Below are 22,666 nucleotides of genomic sequence, written 5' to 3'. Positions count from 1 at the left end.
ATTCGCGTCGCAAATTCCCGATCCGGCATGGAAGATCAAGCCTGTGTTCTACATGGTCGCAAAGGCGGACAAGATCATCAACCCGGACCTCGAGCGCATGTACGCGAAGCGCGCACACGCAAGAACGGTGGAAGTCGATGGCGCCAGCCATTCGGTTTATGAGTCTCATCCGAAGGAAGTTGCTGCGCTGATCGAGCAGGCGGCTCAGCAAGAAGGGCAGTGACGAGGTCGCATGACCGTCTCTAACTTCGCACTCCAAGGCGATGTTCGATATGGTTTGCTGTAGCGCAGCGTGCGATTTTCCGATAGATCACGGGGAGGGCAGGCCGCGGACATGATCACGTGCCAGTCGCTCGCCGACTTTATCGTCGAGGGGCAGGAACTCCGCAACCGTAAATTCATCAGCCGAAAAAAAAGCAGGCGCAAAGCTGATAGCCACTTAGATGCTATCGGGCAAAGTGGGCAAAAGTAGCGATGCAGCGTGATGCGCAGGCTAGCTGATCATGAAGGCTGCGCTATGGCGCGGGCGGACAGGTCTTGTCGCCGGTCTCCTGCGCCGCAGGCTTCCGTGCAGGTGGCAAGCTGAAACTAAAAGTCGCGCCGCAGTCCGCATTATTGGCTGCCCAGATGCGTCCGCAGTGCGATACGACGATCGAACGGCAGATAGAGAGACCCATGCCCATTCCCGTCGACTTGGTTGTGTAGAAAGCCTCGAATAACCGCTGCGCATCTTCTTCGCGAATGCCCGGTCCCGAATCCCGAACAGCGACCGTGACGTGGCCGCTTTCGTCCAGACGCGACTCGACCAGTATGCCTCGCTGTCCGCCTGCTGATCCGGACATTGCCTGCATGGCATTCACGAGCAGATTCATCAAAACCTGCTGCAACTGGATGCGGTTAGCCAGTATCGGAGGAAGATTTTGGGCGAGTTTGAACTGCAACTCGATGCCGTGGCGTGAAATCTCCCAACTGAGCAAGGGGGCCATTTCGTCCACCACGTCATCCAGGTTCAGCAGTTCGCGCTGCGCGGTGGTGCGCGAAGTCATGTCGCGAACGCGTTGCACAATGGAGGACGCACGCATGGCGCTCGCGATCACGCCGTCAAGACATCCGTGCACTTCGTCGAGTTCCGGCGGTTCACGCACGATCCAGCGCTGAGCGGTTTGTCCAAATGTCATGATCGCAGCGAGCGGTTGACCTACCTCGTGCGCAATAGACGCACTCAGCACACCGAGAACAGTCGCCCGCGAAATGCGCTCCAGTTCAGCCTGGGTCGAGCGAATCTGCTCCTCGGCTCGCCGTGCGGCGCTGACGTCCATGACCGCACCGATATACTGCACGCCAGCCGGTGCGGCCTCCAGCGCGTGAGCCACGACGTGCACATGCTTGATCGCTCCATCAGGCATGAGCAATCTCGTATCGAGGTCAAGGTGGCGCTTCGCTGCTACAGCGGTTGCGAATGCGAAACGAGCCGATGTCGCGTCCTCGGGGTGCAGGCGAGCGAAAAACAGCTCGATCGACGGGGACACAGTTGCGTCATACTCGAAAATACGGAATGTTTGCGCTGACCATGAAACCGCTGAGGTTTGGGTGTTCCAGGCAAAACTGCCGGTCTGGCTCAGCCGTTGTGCTTCAGCCAGAAATTCGGCCTCGCTGCGACGCAGCGCCTCTTCGGCCTGTTTGCGGCGGGTAATATCCGTATTGCTTTCGAGTATTGCGCACAACTTGCCATTTGCGTCGATTTGCACGGACCAGCGGCTCGCAAGCACGAGCTTCGCACCGTCGCGCGTCGTATGAACGAGTTCCCCTTCCCAGTGGCCGGTGTGGATGAGAACGCGGTTGATCTCTTCCAATGAACAAGGAAAGACTGTCGCAAGAAGGGTGTGTGCGTGCCTGCCGATTGCTTCCGAGCGTTTCCAGCCGTAAAGGGATTCGGCAGCATGATTCCAATACCGGATAATGTCGCCGTCGTCACGAACGAAAATGTTGTCGTTCGTGAGGTCCAACAGGCGGGCCTGTTCACGCTGCACGTTTCCAAGCAGACGTATATATCGGATGAGCGCGCTGACGACGAGCGTGGTTATCGTGAAAGTCAGGAGAGCGATTACGTCTTCCCGACGATAGACGTTCAGATGAAAGAGAGGCTTCGTAAAAAAATAGTCGAGAAGTGTCGCGCCGAGTATGGCGAAAAATATTGAAGAAAAGAAACTATTGAACAATGCCAGCACGACGACAACTAGCCTCAAGATCAGGCTCGCGGTAGAGATATCGACGTGCGACTGAAAGCATACCCACGTTGTACCCGCAAGCGCGAAGCTGCCGGCTATCCAGACTAGCGCAGTGTACACAAATTGCATGCGCGTAATGTGCCGCCGCTTCCAGTAAGGATGTGCGTGAGCAAGAATGTGCGGCAAGCGTGCCGGGCGATATTCTGGCCCCAGGAATGAGGTCATGGTGGACGAGATGCCCTGTCGAGCGCAATGCCGAGGTCAACATGCGGCGTGTTCAGGTGGGCGCGCATGAATATTGGCCCTGCGGGTTATAAAAGGACGTGGGGTGGTCGAGTGTCCGTTGGATTTTCATCATACCCCCGTTATCCGGCTTCTGCTCAAATCATATAGTTTTGTCGATCTGCGCGTCGTGAATTTTTCTGATTCATAGGAAACTAAATGGCATATTCAGGATTTTTAATAATTGGATTTATCTTCATCAGACGGAAGTCAGATCTTAATATTTATGAAAGCGTCTTTCATTCACGCCGCCCGCCTCGGCTTTGGACCAGAATTCGTATCTCAGCGCTGACTGCGGATAGCCGAACAGCAATACGCATGAGCACCGGGCACGGACAGAAGGGCTGCGAGGCCGAAAACGAGGCAGGGCGTGAGCAGCGGATGCGTCAAAGCCTGGGCGACAACGCCTCCGGCAAACGGTCCGAACCCCAAGCCGACGATGTTCATGACGGAGCCAACGAGCTGGGTGCATTTGACTTTGCCCAAAGGCTCCAGGGCAATGAGGGTTGCGGTTGCGGGGCTCGGCGCGATGCCCTCGGAGATGACAATCGCAAATCGTCCGAGCGCGAGCAGTTGCAAGGAGTGTGGCGCATGCAAGGGGCGCTGTTTAGTCGTAGCGTGTGAACATGGCGATCGCTGAATAACAAGGGCCGGTGATATCGGCGGACGTGAATTTAAACTTAAGCATAATGGTTCAGGATCAATTTTCGCACTAGCATACGTTTGAGCCCTGATGCAACGTCGCCTTTCGATGAACGGCGCGGCGAACCTGGCAGGATGGCCGTGCCGCAAGGCACCGGTAGGCGTGTGGAGAGCGAGACAAATGCAGATTTTTCAAGGCAGCGGACATTGCGTGCGACCACCGAGTGGAGCTGCGAACTACTCGGCGAGGCAGAGCGGGCCGTACTGTGGTGCCTCGCGATTTGCTGCCTGCTATTTCCGGTTCGAAGCGGCGTGCGCACGGCGATCCTCACCGATGGTGTCGACACTATCTGCACCGCCGACCTGGAGCTACATGTAGTGGCTGTACGTGGCACAGACGGTGGCCACCTTGGGCGGCGCCGCGCTCGGGCCTGAGGTGGAACGGCCACGCGTCACGCCGCGCCGGCGCCGTATCGCGACCCACATCTGGTTTAAATCAAATGGCCATTGTCTGCATCATTGACGACGACGCATTGGTACGCAAGAGTTTGACGAGCCTGCTGAAATCAGCTGGACATATTGCAGCGTCCTTTGCTTCCGGGGAGGACTTTCTCGCCACTACCCAGCCGGATAACGCCGCCTGCATCCTGCTGGACCTGGAGTTGAAGGGGGTGAATGGGCTGGAAGTTCAGCGGCTGCTGCTCGAGCGGGGCGTCGCTGCTCCCGTGGTTTTCATTTCGTCGCATGGCGACGAAGAGTCCGTTGGACGAGCGCTTGAACAGGGCGCGCGTGCGTTCTTGCACAAACCCTTTTCTTCCGATGAGATTCTCGAGTTGATCGAGGGTTTCTCAACAGGTTCTGCTATTTGATGTGGGAGCAGGCGTGGCGCCGAGGGTGACTGATCACACGATCGCCGCGCCGCGTGGTCGCCTACCGGTGTCTCGTCGTGTGAAGGCGCCGGTGCTGCAATGCGGCCGGTAGACAAGGCGTGCTCACCTGTCCGGGGAGCGCGGGCAGGAATGTGTTCGGTCAGCTTGCGCTCGCGCGCAGGCCGGTTGTGGCGCGACTGGTACAGCAAGGAGGCCCTGAGGTCGTCGAGTAGACAGTCACGCAAAATGCGCGTCAACTCCCCGCGGCGCTCGTATCGCTATGCTAAGTGTGTCCGCAGAACGGCTGCGCCTGCGCGGCTTGCTCGATACCGATTAGCGCTATGTCGGCACGCAGCCGGCAGTATTCGACGGTCATCGGCCTTGGCACGTCGCCGGGCTGCCCGGCGCGGGAACGAATCCTTCGCGGGCGACATGCAGTCTTGCGTTGTACGCTAGGACGCATTCGGGCGTGCGATCCTCGCGCCCGACCACAGACCGCGCTTGCTCCGTTCATACTGCGGCGGATAGAACACCGAATCCTCAGCGCCCAGCTTTTCGGCGGCATGCCATACCCATCGTGGATTGTCGAGCAAGGCGCGGGCGAGCGCGACCGTATCGGCCTTGCCTTCGGCCACGATGGCCTCTGCCTGCTCGGGGTCGACGATCATGCCGACCGCGCGCGTGTGCATACCCGTGCCCGCTTTTACTGCGGCCGCGAAGGGAACCTGGTAATTGGGAGCGACCGGAATCCGGGCGTGCGCGATGCCGCCCGTGCTCACGCAGACGTAATCGGCGCCGAGCGCCTGCAACGCCAACGCAAGGGCGGTCGTTTCCTGCACGTCGATGCCCTCAGGCAGCCAATCCGATCCCGTGATTCTCAGGCCCAGCGATACAGAGGGCGGCAGCGCTTCGCGCACGGCGGCCGCCACTTCCAGCGGAAAGCGCATGCGATTGTCCAGGTCCCCGCCGAACGCGTCGTCGCGATGGTTCGCCACGGGGGAAAGGAACTGGTGAAGCAGGTAGCCGTGCGCCGCATGGATCTCGACGACGTCGAACCCGAGGCGCGCGGCGCGTCTCGCCGCAGCCGCGAAACTGTCGTGCACGCGCGTCATGTCTTCGCGCGTCATCGCGGCAGGCGTGTGCCAGCCTTCGCCCGCGGCCAGTGCGGAGGGCGCTTGCGTGGGCCACGGATCTTCGTGTGGCTGCAGCGCGCCGCGGCCTTCCCATGGGCGCTGCGCCGAGGCTTTGCGGCCGGCGTGATTGATTTGTATGCCCCAGCGCGTATCTGCGGACGCGACCTTTCGGGCCGCAGCCATCACGCGTGCCAGCGCGGCTTCGTTGCTGTCGTTGTACAGGCCAAGACATTCATGCGTGATGCGCGCGTGACGCTCGACGGCGCTCGCTTCGAGAACGACCAGACCTGCCCCGGAGATGCCGAGCTGCATGAGGTGCATCAGGTGCCAGTCGTTCGCGCAACCATCGTCGGCACTGTATTGGCACATCGGTGAAACGACGATGCGGTTCGCAAGGCGGACCGGGCCGATAGATACTGGCGAAAAGAGCATGGAATTCATTTCGTTTTCCTTCGGAGGAAATTTGGCGGGACGATTCGCGCGCTCGTTCAGGAGATTGTGGTCTTGCGGCAGGCACGACACAACTGAAGAGATGTGAAGAGATCTGGTCAGAGCGCCTTGCCGAGCCCGAAGGATGCGGTGGGTTGCGGTGCCTTCGAGCGTAGCGAGACCACATCGAGTGCGACGCAATTGGGAACGTTGGGTCGTTTGAATTCCGCTCAGCACTCATCAGATCGATTAATCCGGCCATTGACGACTTTTCAGGTATTGCCGCGAATAATGCTCACAGGTCGCTATGTGTCACGCACCACGGCTCTGCGGGCATGGTGCGGGATCGGAGGTGTGCGGCCTTGACCTGAAACGGAGCACGACCATGAATCTCGAAGACACTCAGCCAGCCTTGACTGGCGACACCAGCATTCCGGATTTCGGGAGCGCTTTGAGCGCCTACACAAAACCGCTTCGCACCAATAGCAAGTGGAAATGGAACTGTGTTCCAGTGTTGCTCATTCTCGCCGTGTGCATATGGTCGCTGGCACTGGCATGGATCGAACTGGACATAGCGAGCCCGGATTCGACTGCGATGAGCGCGGTCGTTGTTGCGAAGGCGATATGGGTCGGTGCGGGCATCCTCGCGATCCTCGCAAAGCGATACTGGCGAGGGATTTTTGCGTTTCTTTGCTGCGCGAGTGTGCTGGCGGTGGGGCCAGCGCTCCCTTCGGCCCTGGCGATATCCAAACCGATTTTTATGGTGTTGCTCACCGAGTGCGTGCTCAAGACGCTATGTCTGATCTCGCTATTGAGCAAGCGCTTCGCGCAGCAGGGAAGGCATTAAGAACAATTCAGACAGGCTTTGGGAAACAGGCAATCTGATTCGCCATACGCTATGGCTTTCGCGTCGTGCACGGTTCGTTTCGGCGGGCTTGTTTTCAAGGAGAGCGAAATGTCAGGGCAAACGATCGCAGGATATCTCGCGCGAACCCTCGCGGCAGCTGGCGTAGAACGCATCTGGGGCGTGACCGGCGACAGCCTGAATGGACTCGCCTACAGCCTCGACCAGGTGGGTACGATCCGCTGGATGCATACGCGCCACGAGGAAGCAGCGGCCTTTGCTGCAGGCGCCGATGCCGCGGCAAGCGGGCGTCTCGCCGTGTGCGCGGGCAGTTGCGGCCCCGGCAATCTGCATCTGATCAACGGGTTGTTCGATTGCCACCGCAACCACCAGCCTGTACTCGTGATAGCAGCTCATATTCCGTCGACCGAGATTGGCCTCGGATACTTTCAGGAAACGCATCCGCAGGAGCTGTTCAGGGAGTGCAGCCATTTCGTCGAGCTCGTGACCAACGCTTCGCAATTCCCACGCGTGCTCGAACGCGCGATGCGCACGGCCGTGGAAGAGCGTGGCGTGGCGGTCATCGTGCTGCCGGGCGACGTTGCCTTGAGCGAGGCATCCGATGCGGTGCCGCGTTGGAGCCTTGGCGGCACGTCTGCCATCGTGCCCGCGGACACGGAAATCTCCCGGCTTGCCGCGCTGCTCAACGGGAGCGATGCAGTCACGCTCATGTGCGGAAGCGGCGTGGCAGGCGCTCACGATGAAGTCATCGCGCTGGCCGATGCGCTCGGGGCGCCCATCGTCCATGCCCTGCGCGGCAAGCCCTTCATCGAGTACGAGAATCCGTTCGACGTCGGCATGACGGGGCTCATCGGCTTCAGTTCCGGCTATCACGCGATGATGTCGTGCGACATGCTACTGCTGCTCGGCTGCGATTTTCCGTACCGTCCGTTCTATCCACCCAACGCGAAGATCGCACAGATCGACCGGAAGGGGGGGCAACTCGGGCGCCGCGCGCCGCTCGACCTGGGACTCGTGGGCACGGTGAAGGAGACGCTTGCCGCGCTGCTGCCGAAGCTGCAGCGCAAGACCAGCCGCGGTTTGCTCGAGAAGGCGCTGGCGCACTACGTGTCGGCCCGCCAGGGCCTTGACGACCTGGCTCGACCGTCCGCGCCGGGCGAGCCTATTCATCCGCAGTACCTCACGAGGGTGATCGACATGCTCGCGGCCGAGGATGCGATCTTCACGGCCGACGTCGGGACGCCGACATTGTGGGCTGCACGCTACCTCACGATGAACGGCAAGCGGCAGTTGCACGGGTCGTTCAATCATGGGTCGATGGCCAACGCCATGCCGCAGGCGCTGGGCGCGAAGGCAAGGGGTTCAGTCTGTACATGCTGCGTGCAGTGCTGAACGGCCGAGGCGACGAAATCATCGAGCTCGCGAAAGCCAATCTGCGTTAGCCCCGGGGCGGGCGATCGTTCACGGAGCGGTGAACATGCATTTCATTGTCTATTGCATCGATCATCCAGGCATGGTCGCAAGGCGACTCGCCAACTATGACGCACATAAGGCATGGCTCGAGACTTCGCCGTTGCGCACGCTGATATCGGGGCCTTTGACCGAACTCGACGGCACGATGATCGGCAGCTTTTTTCTTTACGAGGCGGACGATATTGAGAACGTCCGCGCATTCGTTTCCCGCGACCCGTTCAACGTGGCGGGCATCTGGGAGACGATCGATATCCGGGCGTTCGTGAAGCGTGTTGACAACCGCTGATTGCGGATCATCCACTGATGGTGCAAGGCCGCTCATGTTCGCACTACTGACCTTGATGACCGGGGTTGGCGCCGGGTTCGGCGGCATGGTGCCGGCACGGTGGGTGCACGCAGTGCGGCACCTTGCCTGTCGTTCAACGGCGGGCTATGGGCGAACGGACGTCACCGCCCCGCGACCGTTGGCTATGTCGTTCTGCCTTTTAAGAACGATTCAGACTTAAGCCAAGACTCTTATGAACTCACATCCTATGATCGATACTGGATGTGCAGGGTGAGCATCGGATCTGGCGAATGACGGCGAGTCGCAGGGAGGCCAGAGCCTTGCCGAAAATCGATTGGGATCACCCCGAGCCACTTGCAACCGGGGAGTTTGTTTGCAATGGCGGTGCGTAAGCCCCTGAATGTCCAGAAAGTAGTGTCGAGCAGTGTCTCCTCGTCTTTTCGGTCGCTTCGGCCTCCCCCGCCGGAGTGACCGATTTTTTCATGATCAAGCAGGCGAACCTCGGGCAGTTGTCGTTCGGTCGCCACTACACGCCGTTCGTCGAGGTGCTCTACCAGTCGGACGCGAGCGGCTTCGAGAATTTTACTTCGGTCGCGAACACGATCTATCAGACGCTCACGGGCTTCACCGGCGTGCAATACACGTGGGCCAACAATTCGGTGAGTACACCTCGCCGACGTTCTATGGCTTGACGGCGAGTGTGCTGAAAGCTTTGGTGGCGTGGCTGGCGACTTCGAGAACCAGCGCGTGCGGTCGGCGGCGCTTTACTACACACTCGGACCATTCTCGCTGAACGGCGGCTACATCGACGGTAACGACCCGACCGGGCTGACCAACAAGACCGCTTGTGCAGAGCCTTCTTCGTCGGGGCCGTGGGTGACGGGGGCGCGTCACTGGCCTGTTGTGCATAGACGGGTGCGGCGACAAGCGCGGTGGTCGCGATGATCGCGCCGAAATACTTGATGATCTGCATGGTGCTCTCCGGGTGAAATCGGTTCGGTGTGAGTTGATCGAAAAAACATGGACTCGCTGACGTGATCTCTCTTTTTTCTGTAATGCTAAGGAGGGCAGCGCATGAGGCGTAATTTAATCGATGTAAACGTCGCCTGCGGACAATCGCGGCTTTGATTGGCGCAAAGCGCCTTTTTGAAGGGTTTTCGAAGGTCTTGCCAGCCCATAAGAACGATTCAGGTCTGGCCCAAGACCTGACGGGATGAAGGCGCTATGATCAGACATCGACTCCACTAATGGATTAGCGGGTGGACTCGGAAAGCGTCTTCTTTCTCGGTCACGCCGGACCGTCCTCCCCGGTGTGACCGATTTTTCTCGCGCCATGCGAATACCGCCTCGCGTGCGCGAGGGCATGGGTGCGCACCGCGGCGCTCATACCCTTCCAGACTTTCGCCCTATCGAACAGCTCGACTGCCGCATGGAAATCGGCATCCGAGCTGGCGGCTTGCTATTTCCGCTTCGCGGGGCGCTTGCGTGCGGTCCCGGCCACTCGCTTGGGCGGCGAAGCCGGCGGCGCGGTTGCATCGCCGGTATAGGTCTCGACGATTTCCATCGCTTTGGCTAGCGCCGGCGAGAGTGTTGCGCGCAGATGCTCGAGCAGCGTACGGACCTTCGCATCGAGATAACGCCGCGAAGGATAGACGGCGAACACGGTGAACGGCCGCAAATGATACTGAGGCAACACACGCACCAAGGCACCCGAGGCGAGGTCGTCGGCCACCGTGTACGTCGGCAGCGTGCCGATCCCGACGCCTGCAAACAGTGCTGCGCGCAGTGCATCCGGCGTATTGACGCGGAACGGCGTGCGCGTGATGGTCCACAGGTGCGTGTCGTCAGCGCTCTGCAGATGCCATTCGTCGGCTGCGGAGACGGGGCTTTCGAGTTGCAGCAACGCGTGATCGGCGAGATCGGTCAGCTTGCGTGGAAGGCCGTGGCGTGCGATGTAGTCCGCTGAGGACACCAGTACCGAGTACGCAGCGCCCAACGCCTGGGAGATGTAAGCGGAGTCGGGCAATTGCGTCGCCGAGACAACCGAGAGATCGTATCCTTCCTCCACGAGGCCCGGCATACTCTGCTCGATCTTGAGTTCGACCGAGACAGCAGGGAAGCTTGCCTGATAGCTTGCCAGCGCGGTCGCCACTTCGCTGTAGGCGAGTCCTGGAGAGGAATGCACGCGGATGCGCCCCGCGGGCGATTCTGTGGCGTTGCGTGCTTCGTCGGTGGCACTGTCTATGTCGGCGAGAATGACCTTGGCTCGTTCATAAAACCGGGTGCCCACATCGGTCACTGATAGGTGACGCGTCGTGCGGTGCAGGACCAGGGCCTGCAACTCCTCTTCGAGCGAGGTCACCGCACGCGAAACCTGACCGGGTGTGCAGTCGCTTTCATTCGCGACAGCGGTGAACGATCCCGCTTCGACCACGCGGACGAACGTACGGAGATTGTTGAGGAAGTCGGCCATTTTTTTTTGCGGCCCCTCGCCGCCCGGTAGATGCCTGTCTGTTAGCCAGTCCCGGACACGCTAGATTCCCTGCAGCGCGAGGTCCAGAGCGAAGTACGTGAAAATCGGGTCTGCGCCGGCACGCTTGATGGCACCGATGCTCTCACGCACCACATTATGCTCGTCGATCGCGCCGACCTTCGAGGCAAACTTGATCATGGCATATTCGCCGCTGACCTGGTAGCCAGCGAGCGGAAGATCGGAAGCGTTGCGAATGTCGCGGATAAGGTCGAGATACATGCCGGCTGGCTTGACCATCGGTGTGTCCGCGCCCTCGGCTTCGTCGAGCAACGATTCGCGCAACGCTTCGCGGCGGTTCATCGGGTCGACTTGATATGTTTTGCGCTCGCCTTGCAGCGAGGATCCCCCCGCTTCGCGGAACGGGCCGTACAACGACGAAGCCAGCTTTGTCGAACAGGACAGGATGGTAGTCTCGTGAAGTCCCTCGGCATCGAGGGCCTGGCGTATCGCGGCGACCTGACCGTCTGTCGCTGAAGACGGCGCGATGAAGTCGGCGCCGGCGCGCGCAGCCTGAACGGATTGTTTGCCCAGGTTGACGAGCGTGGCGTCATTGTCGATCGCGTGACGATGCAGTACACCGCAATGACCGTGATCCGTGTACTCGCAGAAACAGGTATCGGACATCACGATCATCTCGGGCACCGCTTCCTTGGCCGCGCGTATCATGCGGCAGACCAACCCGTTTTCCTGCCAGGTATCGCTGCCCACGGCATCCTTATGATGCGATACGCCGAAGGTCATGCCTTGTAGTGGCGTGAGAGCGTCAGCCGACCTTCAGCCGACCAGCGTGCACCTGCACTTCACACAGACCGAATCGACGTTCAGCTACTTCGACGCGACGCGCGCGTATCTGGAGCGTCACGGCAAGGCGGTGGCGCTGTACAGCGATCGCGCGAGCGTGTTCCGCAGCGTGAGCGCGAGCAAGACCGGGCGCAGCGTGACGCACTTCGGACGCGCGATGTACGGGCTGAACATCGACACGTTCTGCGCGAACTCGCGCGCAGCCAAGGGTCGTGTGGAGCGGGCCTACCTTAACCGCATATCGCTCAAGTACAGACCCTGTGCGCTCGACGTTCCTGACTTGTGAGTCCGCCCATTTCGATCTTTAAAGACTATTCATAAGTTTTAATTCTTAAAAATACGGGCTAAAAGTGAAATGGAACGTAGAACATGTCATTTTCGGCCATGAAGTGAACATGAATTCGTGACGATTGCGTCACAGCTCTCTCGGTTGGGCGGTTCGCTTCTATTGACTCATCGAGGCGTTTCAGCCGGTGGACCCTGTTTGGGATGGTCGCGGCGCGGCAGGATTCGCCGTGCTTGTTCGAGGGCGAGACGGCGGGGAAAGCGCGCGCCGTCCTCCCTGCATAAACGTGTCCACCTGGTGAACAAACTCCCCCGGGATCACGCATAGGGTGGGCTAAGATCGCCTTCACTGGATGGCGATTCAACGCACATTCGAATCACGAGGAGTAATGCGGTATGAAACTGGCTTCGTTGAAACATGGCCGCGACGGAGAATTGATAGTCGTGAGCCGGGACCTGAGTCGGGCGGTCAGCGCGGGGACGGTTGCGGCCACGATGCAGGAGGCGCTGGACAACTGGGCAGAGCGAGCGCCGGCGCTGCTGGCGATTTACGAGGCGCTCAATGAGGGCAGGGCGGAGCACGCTTTCGATCTCGTGGTGGAGAAGCTGGGGGCGCCGTTGCCGCGCTCTTACCAGTACCTCGACGGTGCGGCTTACCTGAGTCATATTTGCCGCAATCGCGCAGCGCGCGGCGAGGCGCTTCCCGACGACCTCTACGATCGTCCGCTCGTCTACCAAGGCATTTCCCACGGCTTTATGGGTTGGAGCGAGGATGTGCCGATGCCGTCGGACGAATTCGGAATCGACTTCGAGGCCGAGATCGCGGCGCTGACCGGCGATGTACCGATGGGCGTTTCAGCAGATGCGGCGGGCGCTTACATTCATTTGTTCGTGTTGCTGAACGATGTGTCGTTGCGGACGCTGATACCAGGTGAACTGAAGCGCTCTTTTGGCTTCCTGACGGGCAAGCCCGCTTCGAGCATGGGTCCCATAGCCGTCACGCCCGACGAGTTGGGCGACTTGTGGGATGGGGCACTGGTGAGCGGCGAGATGCGTTGCTGGCTTCGGGGTGAGCAGGTCGGCAGAATCGAAACCGGCATTGATACGCCGTTTCACTATGGACATTTGATTGCGCATGTCGCACAGACACGCAAATTCGAACCGGGCACGGTAATCGGCCTTGGGACCGTATCGAACGAAGACGAAGCGGCTGGGTGTGGATGCATCGGCGAAATTCGGGCGCTCGAAACGCTGCGCGATGGCCAGGCGGTCACACCGTTCCTCAAATTTGGCGATCGCGTTCGCATCGAACACTTCGACCGGGCAGGGCGCAGCGTTTTTGGTGCAATCGATCAACGCTTCGTTTCGAATGGCTGATATGCGCGGCGATCGGGAAACCAGCGGTTTCCGACGTCGTTCAGCAGGCTAAGGGTAACCAGACGGCAGTCGTCGCAGCACGCGTTGCACTGCACTATCAAGACGTAATGCAATAAGGAGAGCGAAGATGTTTGAATATTTTCCCGGTAACTATATGTGGTCGCTTGCGGTCAATCGGTGTCTGGCAAGCGGCGGCATGTTCGGAGAAATCCATTGGGCTTGCAAGGATCTGCAGGAAGCCGCGAAGACCGGTCCGTGGGGCGATGCGCAAGCCTGGCACCGTGCGTGGATGAAGCTCGCGCAGCAGGTCGAGGCGGTGGGCGACGAAGCGCTGAAGGGCGGTACCGAGGTCACAGCCTGCGACGCGTATTTTCGTGCGGCGCAATACTATCAGTGGGCTGAGGCATTTCTTCCGCCCGACGACGACCGGGCGCAGCCTACCTTTGCACGGCATATGGACACCTTCGCGCGGGCTGCCGAATTGATGAAGCCGCGCGTCGAGACGTTCGACATCCCGTTCGAAAACAGCTTTATCTCCGCGTACTTTGTTCCGGCCCAGGGTGTCGAGGGACCCGCTCCCGCCGTCATGATTTCAGACGGACTCGACGGCACGAAGGAAGAGATGTTCTACATGGCGCGTGCGTTCGCTGCGCGCGGCATCAGCTGTCTCGCGATCGACCATCCCGGTCAAGGGGCGACGCTGCGCTTGGGCAAGCTGACGGCGCGTCATGATTCCGAGGTGGCGGCCGGCGTGGCCTTCGACTATCTCGTGAAGCACTTCGACGTGGACGCAGATCGGGTCGGCATCTGCGCCGCGAGCATGGGCGGCTACTACGCGCCGCGTGCCGCAGCGTTCGAGAAACGGTTCAAGGCATGTGTCGCGTGGGGGGCGATTTACGACTATCACGGCATTTGGGTGCGCCGGATGAAGGTCCGGCCCGGCGAGCCCGTCAGCGTCGATACGGGCGCGGCGCTCGGCACGACGGGAACGCATCTGCTGCGGATCCTGGGCGTGTCGAGCTACGACGAGGCGCTCGTCAAGCTCGAGAAGTTCAGTCTGGTGGACGTCGCAAGCCAGATCACCTGCGATGTCCTGCTTGTGCAAGGCGAGGACGACAAGCAGACGCCGCTGGCCGAGGCGGAGCAGCTTTACGCGGCTATCGGATCGAAGTCGAAAGAACTGCGCGTCTACACGCGGGAGGAAGGCGGCGCTGCGCACGTCCAGTTGGATCGCCCTGAGCCGGCGCTGAGCCGGATCGCGGACTGGTTCGTTGCCAAGCTGGCTAGCGCGAACCCCGCGCGGTAACGGCCCGCCAGCAAGCCCATCCAGGACCAACAACTCAACGTTCACGGGAAGCCGCCGGGGCCACCGGGCTGCCTCACGCAAGGAGCAGATCTGATGACGGAAAAGTCGAACGAGCCCGGCGGCGACGTCAAGGGCAGGACAGTCCGGGCCGGTAGCGTGCTCGCGCTCATCACGTGTTTTCTCGTGATCGTGCTGGATGGCTTCAACACGACCTCGTTTGCGTTCGTCGTGCCACCTCTCGCGCACGAATGGGGGTTGGTGCCCGCGCGCTTCACGTCGGTTTTCGTTGCTACCAACGTCGGCGCCGTGCTCGGCTACGTGAGCGTTGGATCGGTCGCGCGGCGGTTCGGGTATCGCTTTGCCGGCACCGCGAGCGTCGTGGTGTCCGCCGGCTTCACGTTGGCGGCGACGTTCGCAACGAACATCGCCACGCTCTCTGCACTGCGGCTGTTCGCGGCCGTTGGGCTGTGCGCGGTATTGCCGATCGCGATTACGGCGTCCGCGAGCATCATCGGGCCGAAGCACAAGGTCGCCGCGTCGCTGATCATGACGACCGGCATGTCGGTCGGTTCGGTCGCCGGGGGGATGATCGGCGGCCCGCTCATGCAGCATCTGGGCTGGCACGCCATTTTCGTCCTGGGCGGTATTCTGCCACTCGTCGTTGCGCTGCCTTTTTTCCTGGTGTTGTCCCCGGCACGTTGCGCGGACTTGATGGCCAACGGCGCCCGTGACCCGGCACAGCGTGCCGCCGCCAGGCCACAGGTGCTGTTCCGGGGCGATCTTGCCATTTTCACGTCGCTGTTGTGGCTGTTCGCGTTCCTGGTTTTCATGGATGTCTTCGCCATGCTGTCGTGGATACCGACGCTATTGCCGTCGTTCGGCGTAGCACCGGCACGCGCATCGGTAGGCATTGCCGCATTCAGCTTCGGGGGCCTGTGCGGCAACATCCTGATGACGCTCATCGTCGCGTTGATGGCGCTTGCGGGCCGTGTCCGCCTGAAGCTGGCGCTGACCATCGGGTTCGTTCTCGTCATCGCTGGCTTTGTGGCGCTCGGCCGGGCGCAGCTGGGCGCCGCTGCGGTTCTGTTGATGATCGGCGTGATCGGGGCGGGTCTCGTGAACGCCATGATGGGGCTGACCGCGATGGCCGTCGCGCGTTATCCCCTCCAGATGCGCGCAACCGGTCTCGGTTGGGCGCACGCGATCGGACGCATGGGGTCGTTTGTCGGCCCGGCGATTTGCGGCGAGTTGCTGTCGCTTGGCTGGTCGGCGCGTGCGATCGTTTTGATCGCCATCGTGCCAGCCGTGGCGGCCATGGTGACGCTCGGTGCACTCGCGCTGACCGGGCGCGCGTCGAGCGGTGTACGGCGTACAGAAGGACTCGCGCAGTATTGACTTCGACAAGACAGATCGAGACGAAATCCGGAGTGCCAATGAATGCGAGAGTAAAAGCCGGCAACACCGAGCGTGCCGACTACGGCACCGTCGAACGCACAATCGCCATGCTGCGCGTGCTGGCCACGGCTGGGCGGTTCGGGCTCGCGCTGACGCAAATAGCCAGCGCGGCGGAGCTGCCTCACCCAAGCGCGCACCGCCTGCTACACCGCTTGATCGCCGAGCGCATGGTGGTGCAGCGCGATTCGGACAAGCGGTACGTGCTGGGCCCGCTGAGCATGGAACTCGGCTTTGCCGCTTCGCTGATCTACGACGTGCGCGACCCGTGCCGGCCAATCCTCGGGCGCCTCGCCGAGGAGATCGGCGACACGGTTTACCTCACCGTGCGCAGCGGCAGCGAGTCAGTGTGTGCGGATCGTTTTGAGGGACCGTCACCCATCCGCGTGGTAACGATCGAAGTGGGCAGCCGGCGTCCACTCGGCCTGGGCGCCGGCGGTCTTGCGATTCTTGCGGCGATTCCGGTGGATGAGCGCGAATTCACGATGGGGAATCTCGCGCGACGCCACAGTGAGATCAAGTCGTTGCAACTCCGCGAGCTTCGTAGCGCGATTGAGGCCTGCCATCAACGCGGCTATGCGTTGATTCACAGTCAGGTCACGCTCGGCACGACGGCGGTTGGCGTCGCGATTCTCGATACGCTAAACAATCCGGTAGCGGCTGTTAGCGTCGCCGCCGTCGATAGCCGCATGTCGGCGCCGCGTACCGAACTGCTGTCGCGTCGGCTTCAGGCGACGGTGTCCACCATTCAGGATGCGTTGCGAGGCTTCGCTGGCCAACCCTGACGCAAAAACGAGGCCGTCCGCCTGCAAGGATCGGCTATCTGCTATTGGTGTTCGCCTGCCGGACAGAGACGAGGAGGGGTTGCGCTACGCAGCCTAAGATCGACGGCATGGAAGGTGAGCCGGTCAGGCGGGAGGTGTCATTCTGGAACGGCGTGAGAATGAGGTAGATCGACAGATGAGATTCGCATCATATATATAGGTATGCGAAATAAGAATACGAATAATACGGAGACAATCATTGTGTTGAAGATCAATAGAATCAACCGGACACACTGTTCGCAAGCGCTAGTTTCGTTTGCGCTATTGTACGCAGCTGAGTCTCATGCTCAATCGAATGTGTCGCTCTACGGTGTGCTGGATGCGGGGCTGCTTTATGCGTCACACTATCCGAACGCTCATGGAGCAAACGCCGGACCGCTCTATGCTTTCAATGACAGCGGGGTGTCGGCGAGCTCCTTCGGCATGCAGGGCGTCGAAGACCTTGGCGGCGGGATGAAGCTGAAATTCAAACTGGAAAGCGGTGTCAGCACCGGAACCGGAGCGTTAGCGAATTCGAACAAGAATGAATTTGGTCGTCAGGCGTATCTGGCTCTGGAGAATGGCTACGGAACGGTGGCCGCGGGGCTGCAATACTCGCCGTTCTTGCTCTCCGTGATTTCGACCGACCCCCGAGGAAACTCGTATTTCTTCGGATCCAGCGAGACGTTGTACGTGGACAATGTGGCGGTGACCGGGATGTTCAATTCAAACGCCATTACGTACACGAGCCCGAAAGTGGGTGGATTCTCGGGAAGTGCAATGATGGCGCTCGGCGGGGAGGCCGGTGATTTTGCAGCCGGGCGCCAATATGCACTGCGGCTCTCGTACGATGCCGCTTTCGTGCATCTGGACGCTGCCATGTATAACGGCGACAGCGGCGGAACGGCCGCCAGCACCCCGGTACCGAGCACGGTGGCCTTCGCGGGCAGAACGGTGGGGGCGAAATTTTACCTGGGCAGCCTTGCTCTAGGCGTCGCCTACTCGCTCTACAAGGTCGCCGGCGGATTCTCGAGTCAGGTGTACGGAACAGGATTGAGCTACGATGTGAATTCGTTCTGGAATCTCAATGCGGGAACATGGTACACCCGCAATGGCAATAATTCGGCGGATCACTCGATCCTGGCGGCAGTGGGGACCAGTTACTCGTTGTCCAAGCGTACGGCGCTCTATGCCCAGGTAGGCTTCGTGAACAATCACGGAAAGATGACAACCGGATTCATCGCCGGGCCAGCGCTTCCCCACGAGGTTGCCGGCAGCACGACGGCCGTCAGCATCGGTATCCGGCATCGGTTTTAGCGTAACGGAGACAGCTTCATGACTTTTTCGGCTTCGATGGCGTCATTGCATCCTCGTGATCGGTACAAGCTGCTTTCGGCGAGCGTGGTGCCACGGCCCATTGCGTTTGTGACGAGCGTCGGCGAGGATGGCTCGGTCAATGCGGCTCCGTTTAGTTTCTTCAATGTGTTTTCGCCCGACCCGCCCATCGTTGTCCTCGGTGTTCAGAAGCGGTTCGACGGTGGCGTGAAAGATACGTCCAGGAATATTGCGGCCACGGGTGTCTTCGTCGTCAATCTCGTCGACGAGGATCTGGTGAAAGCGGTCAATATCGCGGCCATCGACTTTCCGCCTGGGCACAGTGAAATCACTGCGGCGGGACTGACGCTAGTCGACGGTGTCGACATCGCGGTGCCGCGCGTCGCAGAGGCGCCGTTCTCGCTCGAATGCCGGCGCGTCGCGTCACTCGTGCTGGGTCCGCGGGGCGAACTGATCGTCGGCGAGGTGGTGCGTTTTCATGCGCGCGAGGGCCTCGTCGACCCCGCACGGATGTATGTGGACGAGCGGGCATATCGGCCAGTCGGGCGCATGGGCGCAACCACCTACGCGCGGCAACGCGATTGCTTCGCAATGCGTATCGATAGTGTGGAGGAATGGTTTGCGGGCCAGGGAGAGAGCGCAAATGGCTCGGGCGAGGCTCCGGGGGTTCAAACTGGCACGGATGGGACTTCGGGCTGACGTGTTGAAAGGCGGTGGTGTCCAGATGGTGGTAGATGCCGCGCCTGAGGGCTCTGTTGCAGTAAGGCGTTCCGCTATGATGTGCGGAAGATACGAAACTGAAAGTTCGATGAAGAGCCGGACACGGCCGATGCTGGGATTCAAGACTTTTCGCTGTGCCCGAATCCTTCTGGCCGGCATCGAACTGATGCACATGATCGTGAAAGGACAGTTGAAGTTCGCTCGCGGAGTCCATCTATCAGTCGCTGATCAATTCTACAACCTTGCGATATAAGCAGTACTTCTCATATCGATTTCGCTCATCCCTCGATCCTTACTGCGACAGAACCCGCAGCGCAGTCCACTGGGCAGGCGAGATGTCGTACGGGGCAAGGTGCTCTACCAGCTTGCGGACGAAGGCCCGGTGTACCTGCCGGATTACGAAGCCTGGCGCCTCCGATTGCAGGACGACGGGTTCGTCGGAAAGTGGCGCACCGGTGTCTTCATCGCTTTGCGAGTGGGTCGGGATAGGGCTTCTGTTAACAGGCATGGTCCGTGTTCGATGAGTGCTTCGAGAGCGGTCGGCCGCCGGGCGCGCCATATCGGCTGCGTGGCCCACCCGGCGAGCAGCAGGATAGCTGGGCTGACAGCAGATAGTAAACCACCCGACCACTCACCAGGATGATTTTTTGGCGTGCGAGGTCCAGCGAAACGGTTCTGTCGCCAGCAATAAACTTGACGAGTGGAAAATATAGTAATATGAAGGGGCAGTTGGAGGCGACATCGGGCGAACGAATGCCTCCTGAGGATCATGATCAGGCTCGTCCCCCGTCTGCGATGACTTCTGCTAAAGCGTAGTAATCCTATGTTATGTGAGGGATATCTATACAAAACAATCAATCTTGAACTTTTGCAGGCGATGTTTACCATGGTCGGACACTACGCACTTCGAGCCCACTAGCCTATGAAAGTCGACATCCATGCGCACTTCATCCATCCAGTATTCTTCGATGCGGTAATGAGCCTTTCCGGGGTGTCGGTCCGCACCGTCGGAGATGGCATACACGAGGTCCGCCGGGGCAATACGACCCTGCTTCCACGTCGAGATGCATGGTTTGACCCGGATCACTGCATCGCGGACATGGACAGGAAAGGGATAGACGTTCGCGTTTTGTCTCTAACGGCTCCAAATGTGCACGCGTTTTCACCGGATGCCCAGGCGGAGCTGGCTCGCGCAATTAACGACCAGGCATTTGCTGCATGTCGGGCTCACCCATCTCGCCTGCGCGCGCTGGCGTGTCTCCCGCTTGTGGATCCTCTTGCGTCTTTGAAAGAACTGGACCGCGTGAGCGAGAACCCAATGTGCGTCGGGATCACGATGGGTTCGAGCATCGGTTCGACGCCTCTCAATCATTCGTCGTTAGAGCCCATCTGGAGCCGCATCAACGCGCTGCACTTGCCCGTTGTCGAACACCCGATGCACCCGGAAAACACGGATAACCTGAACGAGTACGAATTGCCAATCCGTGTGGGATTCATGTTTGAAACAACGGTCGCTTTGACGCGAATGATCTATGCGGGAATCTTTGAGCGCTACCCCGATTTTCCATACGTCGTCGCCCATACGGGGGCTGCGGTCTTGATGCTCCTCGAGCGCCTGGACAACGGGTATCGGATATTTCCTGACTGTCGAAAGGACATCAATCAATTGCCGAGCGTGTACGCCAAGCGCCTCTATTACGACACCTGCTCGTATGGGAAGGCGTCGCTGATGCTTGCGTTGGACACCGTAGGAGCCGACCATGTTCTGTTCGGAACCGATTACCCATTCATCGATACCGGAAGCGAGCATGTCGATGCGCTGCCAATTTCTCCTTCGGATCGCCGCAAGATTCTCGGAGAAAACGCCGTTCGCCTGTTCGGGCTCGAAAAGATGATCGAGGCAGGCGCCGGTCGCTAGATTCCTGAACAGATCCGAGAGTACCGCCATGTTCAACGCAAAACCTGATATTCGGCGAATCGTCACTTCGCATGATGCTGATGGAAAGTCCGTTGTCTGGATTGATGGAGTGGCGGCGAACAGCAAGCGCCCGACTCCGAAAACCACGACAACCCTCATATGGGCGACGAATGAGACGCCTGCGGATTTCCTGAGTGAAACCGATTCCGGCGAGCAGGAGCTGGGCGTCCCGCCACCTGCATCCGGGTCTCGTTTCAGCGTGGTGGAATTCGAGGTCGGCAATGAACCCCATGGATTACATCGTACCGACTCGATTGATTATGTGATTTGCCTTGCGGGCGAACTCGAACTGATGCTGGATAGCCAGTCGGTTACGGTCAGGCCGGGGGATATCGTAGTACAGAGAGGCACCCGTCACGCATGGATCAACCGCGGTGCCGTGCCGGCCCGGATCGCGGTGGTGCTCATTGATGGAAACCCAAAGAGGGTGGATTCACTTTCCGGAGCGCAGTTCGCCCCGTGAAATGTGGCGGCAGTCGGGGCGGACCTGCATTAGCGAGGAGCAATGGAAAAGAATGACATCCGAAGCTTGATCGATCGACAAAGTCGCAATCCGTTGCGCCTTTCGGTAGCGATTCTTTGCTTTCTTGTGCTGTTTTTGGATGGCTACGAACTCAATCTGATTGGCTACGTGGGGCCCGCGCTCCTGCATCAGTTCTCGATCAGCAAAGGCGCATTTGGCTCGGTAGCGTCTGCGGGGCTCTTTGGCTATATGCTGGGATCTGTCTTGCTCGGAAGTATGGGCGACCGATTCGGGCGCAAGCCCATGATCGTGTTGGGGACGTTGTTGTTCGGCACACTGACGCTCGCTGCGGTCTGGTCCCATTCGTTGAATGCTTTCATCGCAATGAGGTTTCTTGCAGGAATCGGTTTGGGCGGGGCTGTACCGAACGCAATTGCCTTGAATACCGAATTCGCCCCTGAGCACTCGAGGGGGTGGACGATCGGCCTCATGTTCGTAGGGTACAGTCTTGGCGCTGCCGCACCAGGCTGGGTTGCCGCGGCATTTCTCAGCAATTACGGGTGGCGCAGCGTCTTCTACGTGGGTGCTTTTGCGCCGATGCTGGTTGCGGCCCTCATGATGGCACTCCTTCCAGAGTCGCTGGAATACCTTTACGGAAAGCGGGATATACAAAAACTGCACGCACTGCTGAACCGGATGAACATCGACCTTCCGATGGGGATGCCCGAGTTCGGTGGAACAAACATGGCCGGAGGCGGAGCTACACCGCTTTAGCTGTTCCTGAACGGTCATAAGGGGAATACGTTACTCGTCTGGGTCGCCTTCGTATTCTGTCTGATGGGCAATCTATTCGTGATGGTATGGGCTCCGATTCTCTATACCGGATTCGGCATCGAGCCAGGCCGTGCCGCGCTGATTGGGGCCATGTGGCAGACGGGTGGTGCTTTGGGCGCATTGGCGATTACGCGCCTGCTGGATCGGTACGGAATGCCGGTCGTTGCATGCGCTATCTTTATGGCGATGCCCTGCGTCATGCTGAACGGCAGTGCCGGCGCGCCAGAGTCGATGTTGCTGGTGATGAGCTTTGTCGGCGGGGCGCTCGGCTCAGGAGGGCAGGTTGGGCTTAACGCAATCGCGGGAACGATCTATCCGACAAATATTCGATCGACTGGCCTCGGATGGGCCTTCGGTGTGGGGCGCGTGGGCGCCATTCTTGGTCCGATGCTCGCGGGCGCGTTGCTGGCAAGGAACACGAATCCGCGGATTGTGTTTATCGTCATGTCGTTTTCGTTCGCAGTCGCCGCGTTATCGGTGGCAATGATGCATGTGAGAACGACGACAAGGGCGAAGCTGACCGCGAGCCGACCCGTGCGAACCTCCGGGCCTTGAAGAAAGGTGTGAAGAAT

At 59.9% G+C, this 22,666-nt stretch carries 20 protein-coding genes and 3 pseudogenes; 19 read left to right on the top strand and 4 right to left on the bottom strand.

Translation table 11 applies throughout. The features are described from left to right. A partial coding sequence (locus EYW47_RS33310) for an alpha/beta fold hydrolase (RefSeq protein WP_133199065.1) occupies positions 1 to 223 on the top strand: 223 nt, incomplete at its 5' end. A gap of 292 nt (positions 224 to 515) precedes the next feature. Here the strand turns inward: EYW47_RS33310 and EYW47_RS33305 are convergent. Beyond that, the gene (locus EYW47_RS33305) at positions 516 to 2,453 is read right to left on the bottom strand and encodes an ATP-binding protein (RefSeq protein ID WP_133199064.1); all 1,938 of its coding nucleotides are present in this window, start codon (positions 2,451 to 2,453) and stop codon (positions 516 to 518) included. A 375-nt stretch (positions 2,454 to 2,828) separates the two neighbouring features. Between EYW47_RS33305 and EYW47_RS33300 the strand changes: the two genes are divergently transcribed. Both EYW47_RS33300 and EYW47_RS33295 read left to right on the top strand, forming a co-directional pair. Further along, positions 2,829 to 3,134, top strand: a complete 306-nt coding sequence (locus EYW47_RS33300; RefSeq protein WP_133199063.1) for a hypothetical protein — start codon at positions 2,829 to 2,831, stop codon at positions 3,132 to 3,134. A 518-nt stretch (positions 3,135 to 3,652) separates the two neighbouring features. After that, positions 3,653 to 4,021 carry a response regulator transcription factor gene (locus EYW47_RS33295; RefSeq protein ID WP_133199062.1) on the top strand — a complete coding sequence of 123 codons (369 nt, stop codon included), beginning with the start codon at positions 3,653 to 3,655 and terminating at the stop codon, positions 4,019 to 4,021. A gap of 452 nt (positions 4,022 to 4,473) precedes the next feature. Here EYW47_RS33295 and EYW47_RS33285 read toward each other — a convergent pair whose 3' ends face one another. After that, on the bottom strand, positions 4,474 to 5,595 hold the full coding sequence (locus EYW47_RS33285; RefSeq protein ID WP_133199060.1) for an NADH:flavin oxidoreductase/NADH oxidase: 1,122 nt from the start codon (positions 5,593 to 5,595) through the stop codon (positions 4,474 to 4,476). Between the two features lie 373 nt (positions 5,596 to 5,968). On the opposite strand from EYW47_RS33285, the gene EYW47_RS33280 reads away from it, so the two are divergent. The 4 genes and pseudogenes from EYW47_RS33280 to EYW47_RS33260 all read left to right on the top strand — a co-directional run bounded on the left by EYW47_RS33280 (position 5,969) and on the right by EYW47_RS33260 (position 8,899). Further along, complete coding sequence (locus tag EYW47_RS33280) at positions 5,969 to 6,430, top strand: hypothetical protein (protein WP_133199059.1); 462 nt, start codon at positions 5,969 to 5,971, stop codon at positions 6,428 to 6,430. A gap of 108 nt (positions 6,431 to 6,538) precedes the next feature. Next, a pseudogene (locus tag EYW47_RS33275) lies at positions 6,539 to 7,804 on the top strand (thiamine pyrophosphate-binding protein); the annotation flags it as partial. A 121-nt stretch (positions 7,805 to 7,925) separates the two neighbouring features. Continuing rightward, complete coding sequence (locus tag EYW47_RS33265; protein ID WP_133199058.1) at positions 7,926 to 8,207, top strand: YciI family protein; 282 nt, start codon at positions 7,926 to 7,928, stop codon at positions 8,205 to 8,207. A gap of 482 nt (positions 8,208 to 8,689) precedes the next feature. Beyond that, positions 8,690 to 8,899, top strand: a complete 210-nt coding sequence (locus tag EYW47_RS33260; protein ID WP_133199057.1) for a hypothetical protein — start codon at positions 8,690 to 8,692, stop codon at positions 8,897 to 8,899. Positions 8,900 to 9,666: 767 nt separating this feature from the next. On the opposite strand, the gene EYW47_RS33255 is transcribed toward EYW47_RS33260, so the two are convergent. Both EYW47_RS33255 and hemB read right to left on the bottom strand, forming a co-directional pair. Beyond that, positions 9,667 to 10,680: a LysR family transcriptional regulator gene (locus tag EYW47_RS33255; protein WP_133199056.1), complete on the bottom strand. Its 1,014-nt coding sequence runs from the start codon at positions 10,678 to 10,680 to the stop codon at positions 9,667 to 9,669. Between the two features lie 60 nt (positions 10,681 to 10,740). Continuing rightward, on the bottom strand, positions 10,741 to 11,481 hold the full coding sequence (gene hemB / locus EYW47_RS33250; RefSeq protein WP_133199055.1) for a porphobilinogen synthase: 741 nt from the start codon (positions 11,479 to 11,481) through the stop codon (positions 10,741 to 10,743). Between the two features lie 52 nt (positions 11,482 to 11,533). Here hemB and EYW47_RS33245 point away from each other — a divergent pair. The 12 genes and pseudogenes from EYW47_RS33245 to EYW47_RS33190 all read left to right on the top strand — a co-directional run. Next, a pseudogene (locus EYW47_RS33245) lies at positions 11,534 to 11,773 on the top strand (ISNCY family transposase); the annotation flags it as partial. Positions 11,774 to 12,222: 449 nt separating this feature from the next. Beyond that, on the top strand, positions 12,223 to 13,203 hold the full coding sequence (locus tag EYW47_RS33240; protein WP_133199054.1) for a fumarylacetoacetate hydrolase family protein: 981 nt from the start codon (positions 12,223 to 12,225) through the stop codon (positions 13,201 to 13,203). A gap of 127 nt (positions 13,204 to 13,330) precedes the next feature. Further along, a complete protein-coding gene (locus EYW47_RS33235) occupies positions 13,331 to 14,509 on the top strand; it encodes an alpha/beta hydrolase family protein (RefSeq protein ID WP_133199053.1) in 1,179 nt (392 codons plus the stop codon). A gap of 93 nt (positions 14,510 to 14,602) precedes the next feature. After that, positions 14,603 to 15,904 carry an MFS transporter gene (locus tag EYW47_RS33230; RefSeq protein WP_133199052.1) on the top strand — a complete coding sequence of 434 codons (1,302 nt, stop codon included), beginning with the start codon at positions 14,603 to 14,605 and terminating at the stop codon, positions 15,902 to 15,904. 38 nt (positions 15,905 to 15,942) lie between these two features. Beyond that, positions 15,943 to 16,746 (top strand): IclR family transcriptional regulator, encoded by an 804-nt coding sequence (locus EYW47_RS33225; RefSeq protein ID WP_133199051.1) that lies wholly within the window; start codon positions 15,943 to 15,945, stop codon positions 16,744 to 16,746. A gap of 240 nt (positions 16,747 to 16,986) precedes the next feature. Next, a complete protein-coding gene (locus tag EYW47_RS33220) occupies positions 16,987 to 18,081 on the top strand; it encodes a porin (RefSeq protein WP_338117857.1) in 1,095 nt (364 codons plus the stop codon). Between the two features lie 18 nt (positions 18,082 to 18,099). Next, entirely contained in the window at positions 18,100 to 18,798 is a 699-nt protein-coding gene (locus EYW47_RS33215) for a flavin reductase family protein (protein ID WP_205710201.1), read from the top strand. Between the two features lie 112 nt (positions 18,799 to 18,910). Continuing rightward, positions 18,911 to 19,072 (top strand): annotated as a pseudogene (locus tag EYW47_RS41460) (IS6 family transposase); the annotation flags it as partial. Between the two features lie 669 nt (positions 19,073 to 19,741). Then, positions 19,742 to 20,737 carry an amidohydrolase family protein gene (locus EYW47_RS33205; RefSeq protein WP_133199049.1) on the top strand — a complete coding sequence of 332 codons (996 nt, stop codon included), beginning with the start codon at positions 19,742 to 19,744 and terminating at the stop codon, positions 20,735 to 20,737. 28 nt (positions 20,738 to 20,765) lie between these two features. Further along, a complete protein-coding gene (locus EYW47_RS33200; protein WP_133199048.1) occupies positions 20,766 to 21,260 on the top strand; it encodes a cupin domain-containing protein in 495 nt (164 codons plus the stop codon). Between the two features lie 42 nt (positions 21,261 to 21,302). Further along, positions 21,303 to 22,034 carry an MFS transporter gene (locus EYW47_RS33195; RefSeq protein WP_133199047.1) on the top strand — a complete coding sequence of 244 codons (732 nt, stop codon included), beginning with the start codon at positions 21,303 to 21,305 and terminating at the stop codon, positions 22,032 to 22,034. Then, the gene (locus EYW47_RS33190; RefSeq protein WP_338117858.1) at positions 22,035 to 22,649 is read left to right on the top strand and encodes an MFS transporter; all 615 of its coding nucleotides are present in this window, start codon (positions 22,035 to 22,037) and stop codon (positions 22,647 to 22,649) included. Positions 22,650 to 22,666: the final 17 nt, after the last annotated feature.

Source organism: Paraburkholderia silviterrae (assembly GCF_004353915.1).
GTDB classification, from domain to species: Bacteria; Pseudomonadota; Gammaproteobacteria; order Burkholderiales; family Burkholderiaceae; genus Paraburkholderia; species Paraburkholderia silviterrae.
This window is presented reverse-complemented; position numbering and strand designations above follow the sequence as displayed.

Coding starts and splice junctions, on each gene's coding strand:
- EYW47_RS33305 (WP_133199064.1), bottom strand. CDS start 2,453: ATGACCTCATTCCTGGGGCCAGAATATCGCCCGGCACGCTTGCCGCAC.
- EYW47_RS33300 (WP_133199063.1), top strand. CDS start 2,829: ATGAGCACCGGGCACGGACAGAAGGGCTGCGAGGCCGAAAACGAGGCA.
- EYW47_RS33295 (WP_133199062.1), top strand. CDS start 3,653: ATGGCCATTGTCTGCATCATTGACGACGACGCATTGGTACGCAAGAGT.
- EYW47_RS33285 (WP_133199060.1), bottom strand. CDS start 5,595: ATGAATTCCATGCTCTTTTCGCCAGTATCTATCGGCCCGGTCCGCCTT.
- EYW47_RS33280 (WP_133199059.1), top strand. CDS start 5,969: ATGAATCTCGAAGACACTCAGCCAGCCTTGACTGGCGACACCAGCATT.
- EYW47_RS33265 (WP_133199058.1), top strand. CDS start 7,926: ATGCATTTCATTGTCTATTGCATCGATCATCCAGGCATGGTCGCAAGG.
- EYW47_RS33260 (WP_133199057.1), top strand. CDS start 8,690: ATGATCAAGCAGGCGAACCTCGGGCAGTTGTCGTTCGGTCGCCACTAC.
- EYW47_RS33255 (WP_133199056.1), bottom strand. CDS start 10,680: ATGGCCGACTTCCTCAACAATCTCCGTACGTTCGTCCGCGTGGTCGAA.
- hemB (WP_133199055.1), bottom strand. CDS start 11,481: ATGACCTTCGGCGTATCGCATCATAAGGATGCCGTGGGCAGCGATACC.
- EYW47_RS33240 (WP_133199054.1), top strand. CDS start 12,223: ATGAAACTGGCTTCGTTGAAACATGGCCGCGACGGAGAATTGATAGTC.
- EYW47_RS33235 (WP_133199053.1), top strand. CDS start 13,331: ATGTTTGAATATTTTCCCGGTAACTATATGTGGTCGCTTGCGGTCAAT.
- EYW47_RS33230 (WP_133199052.1), top strand. CDS start 14,603: ATGACGGAAAAGTCGAACGAGCCCGGCGGCGACGTCAAGGGCAGGACA.
- EYW47_RS33225 (WP_133199051.1), top strand. CDS start 15,943: ATGAATGCGAGAGTAAAAGCCGGCAACACCGAGCGTGCCGACTACGGC.
- EYW47_RS33215 (WP_205710201.1), top strand. CDS start 18,100: ATGACTTTTTCGGCTTCGATGGCGTCATTGCATCCTCGTGATCGGTAC.
- EYW47_RS33205 (WP_133199049.1), top strand. CDS start 19,742: ATGAAAGTCGACATCCATGCGCACTTCATCCATCCAGTATTCTTCGAT.
- EYW47_RS33200 (WP_133199048.1), top strand. CDS start 20,766: ATGTTCAACGCAAAACCTGATATTCGGCGAATCGTCACTTCGCATGAT.
- EYW47_RS33195 (WP_133199047.1), top strand. CDS start 21,303: ATGGAAAAGAATGACATCCGAAGCTTGATCGATCGACAAAGTCGCAAT.